Raw genomic sequence first — 3,136 nt, 5'->3', positions numbered from 1 at the left:
GATCGCCAGATATGTCGTGCCTGGCGGGTGGAAAGGCATGACAAAACGGGCCGTCAGCACCGATCAGCACGGTGGGTTTTGGCAATAACGGGCTTGCGAAAGCCAACTTGCACGGGGCGAATGATCAAAAAGTGCTCGCTGGCGGTGATAGGGAAAGTGTCGGCGCCGGCTTCACGGATTCAGGTATTTGGGAACTGGGATGTGGTTGCTGCTGGCCATAAGCTTAGTAGTGGCTTTGGTTCAGCTATTGAAGGGGCGTTTAGCACCATCATTACCACTGAGTGAGATGAGTAAATTCTGGCAGCATGGGACAGCAACAAAGCGCTTGGGGGTCTTGCTACTGGCGTCGATAGCTTTAGCTATTTACAGCATGACATTTGATCTTCGTGTGGCGGGTTATGTATTGGTCTCATTAGATATACCGTCTGTATTTGAGCCGCTTTATCACCGTTTTCGTGTCACTGGCCGGTTCGCCACGCCTCTTGCTTATTGTTTGATTATTCTTGCTTGCCTGGCTTGGAGTAGGCTCAGTCGGGGGGCTCCCCGCTACGTCATATACGGCGTGGCAGTGGTGGTAATAGCATTACAAATGGCAGATGTATGGGTGGCTGGGAAAAAAAGCCCACCGGGAGATTGGTTGGCGGATGCGCAATCACAAAGAGCAACCGTAGCCTCAGTAGCAGAAGAGGGCGCTTGGTCGGGTCGAGTATTCAGGGCGGTTGGCTATTTTGATCTTGAGCAGCAGCGAATGATCGATTTGGCGTTGGTTGAACAAGGCGCTTGGTTCTTTGCTGTGGCGCATGGGGCACGCTTGAACCCGGAAGAGGTTGAGCGGCGTTCAGGGTATGCGGAGGCGGATGCTGGCGATGTGGTGATCACGTTAACGGATGCTGATGAACAGCTCGAATGCAGCAAAACAGGCACCATCAAGAATTACGCGCTTTGTCTGGTGAAATGACGGGTTGCGTTATGGTGCCTATAAGACGGTGTTTGCTTTTTTGACGTTACGGTATATGGGTTTGTTAAGCCGCTCGGCAGACACGGAAGGAGGGATTGATTCATGGCGGCGGGTAGGCTCACTCATGCAGGGTAAGATCACTTCCTCAAGACTAGACTAATATTGACAAACGCAACGCTTATACCTATTGGTTAGTAGTGGGGTGTGAAATAGATGGCTGCCATGTTCAGTCATCTGCGCGATAACAACAAAGGTGTTATGAGTCGCTAATGCGATTCACTGTAATACATCGTTTTGAGCGCTTCACCGATGAGAACAGGGAACGTTACTTGGTAAATGCCAGGAGGCATCACCATGTCATCACTTTCTACGCAGCAAACATTGCAGGCATTTTATCTAGGAGTATTCGGGAGAGCAGCTGATCCGGATGGATTTAATTATTGGTCTTCTCAAATAGATAGCGGTGCGATTGAGCTCACTGATGCATTAGGCGCTATGCTGCAATCCGATGAGTTTGCCGAGCGACAAAACGAGCTACCTCAAAGCGAAAATGATGTTTGGATTGACGATATCTACCAAGATTTTTTTGGCCGAGACGCTGATAGTGGCGGCGCTGAGTATTGGTCTTCTTTACTTTCACAGGGTGTTTCTGCTCAAGAGGTAATTCAACGCATTATCCTATCTGCATCCGCAACCGATAAAGAAGCGTTAGACGCGACGACATCTATTGCCCGCTTCTATACCGAGAATGTTTCTAATACCGAGTATGACGCTGACCAACCCCTTATTCAGCAAGGGTTGCGTAGCAATGAGCAGTTGTATAGCGATCTAGCGGCGTTAGACGCAACCTACGATACGATGGCGCTTGATCAAGTGGGGGAGTCCTTAGAGGGGCGCCCGCTTTATAGCGCGACGGTTGGGGAAGGCGAACGTAAGCTAATGATCGTCACTCAGCAACATGGCGATGAACCTACCGGTACTGAAGCCGCCATGCTGTTACTGGAGTGGTTGAGTGGTGATAGTGAAGCCGCCCAGGCACTGCGCAGTGAAATGACGGTGACAGTGATGCCCCGCGTTAACCCCGATGGGTTTGAGCGTTGGGAACAGCTAACCTATGGTGATGCCGTACTTGATGACACCATTGACCCAAGAAGAAACTCAGCGGATATGGATTTAAACCGCACCTGGGATTCAAGCGAAGCGATTGACCCAGCGCTTATTCCTGAAGCTTTGGCCGTTCGCGAGGTGTTAGCTGCGTTTCAGCCCGAACTGATTCTGGATTACCATAATCAAAATAACTACCTCAACGCAGAGGGTGAGTTAGAGACTATTTCTGTCTTGTGGCCTACTAATGAGCTGGTGGACACTGAGATAACCGCGGCTGCTCAGCAGGCGGCCATGGCAGTTTCTCAGGGCATAGAAGGTTTTGATTTTGGATCCTTATCGTTATATCCCGGTAGCGAAACACCGCAAATAGCACGCAATGGATTGGGTATTGATGGCGTGCCTGCCTTATTGATTGAGCAGCGCGGATTGGAAGAGATGGAAATAGCTGCCAGCGGCGAGCTTGATGTTGATTACAGTGCGCTATCAAGCTCGTTGATATTAGAAAGTTTGCTTAGCATGTTGGGTGTAATTACCGCCATGGGAAATGATGAGCTTGAAATGATTGATCCAGCTTTGGCCACCATGATTCCTGAGCGCGGCGAGCGTATCGCATATGAGGATATTTATCTGGAAGGGATGGCCGAGGATGATGGTGCTATGCTAGCCATGAATAGTGCAGAAGGGGGCTCTGGCACTATTCGTGATCCTATGCCTGACACTGTGGAAGTAACGGGAGTCGATACGGCAGCGGCTAATGCGGATATGTGGGCCGCTTAATCATTAAGTGTCGGTTCTGAAACGTTAGCAGGCTGAAGCTTGATGATCAGGTGGCTGGGCGTTGGCTGACTAATCTTTGCTTCATAATGCTCGGGGGATGGGGCTATACCATCTTGGAAGCGTTCCATTACATCGACTAGTTCATTGGCCAGCGCCTTTTTTTGTAAAGATGTTAAGTACCTGATCTAAAGTTTTCGTGTAATATCCATGCCAGGATTTCTGACACGGACAGAACCATGGAAAAACGCTTCGTTGCCCCTCTCACTGAACCTGAACAACAGACGCTGACCTCCG

The 3,136-nt window shown here is 49.9% G+C and carries 3 protein-coding genes; all 3 read left to right on the top strand.

The window, feature by feature from the left end:
* A partial coding sequence (locus V8L70_RS22630; RefSeq protein WP_336270696.1) for a hypothetical protein occupies window positions 1–285 on the top strand: 285 nt, incomplete at its 5' end.
* Window positions 200–958, top strand: a complete 759-nt coding sequence (locus tag V8L70_RS22625) for a DUF6311 domain-containing protein (RefSeq protein ID WP_489686885.1) — start codon at window positions 200–202, stop codon at window positions 956–958. The genes V8L70_RS22630 and V8L70_RS22625, both read left to right, overlap by 86 nt.
* Window positions 959–1,312: 354 nt before the next feature.
* Window positions 1,313–2,842, top strand: coding sequence for a DUF4214 domain-containing protein (locus V8L70_RS22620; protein WP_336270694.1), 1,530 nt, complete (start codon window positions 1,313–1,315; stop codon window positions 2,840–2,842).
* Window positions 2,843–3,136: the final 294 nt, after the last annotated feature.

Source organism: Vreelandella arctica, assembly GCF_037070215.1.
Lineage (GTDB): Bacteria > Pseudomonadota > Gammaproteobacteria > Pseudomonadales > Halomonadaceae > Vreelandella > Vreelandella arctica.
This window is presented reverse-complemented; position numbering and strand designations above follow the sequence as displayed.

Coding starts and splice junctions, on each gene's coding strand:
- V8L70_RS22625 (WP_489686885.1), top strand. CDS start 200: ATGTGGTTGCTGCTGGCCATAAGCTTAGTAGTGGCTTTGGTTCAGCTA.
- V8L70_RS22620 (WP_336270694.1), top strand. CDS start 1,313: ATGTCATCACTTTCTACGCAGCAAACATTGCAGGCATTTTATCTAGGA.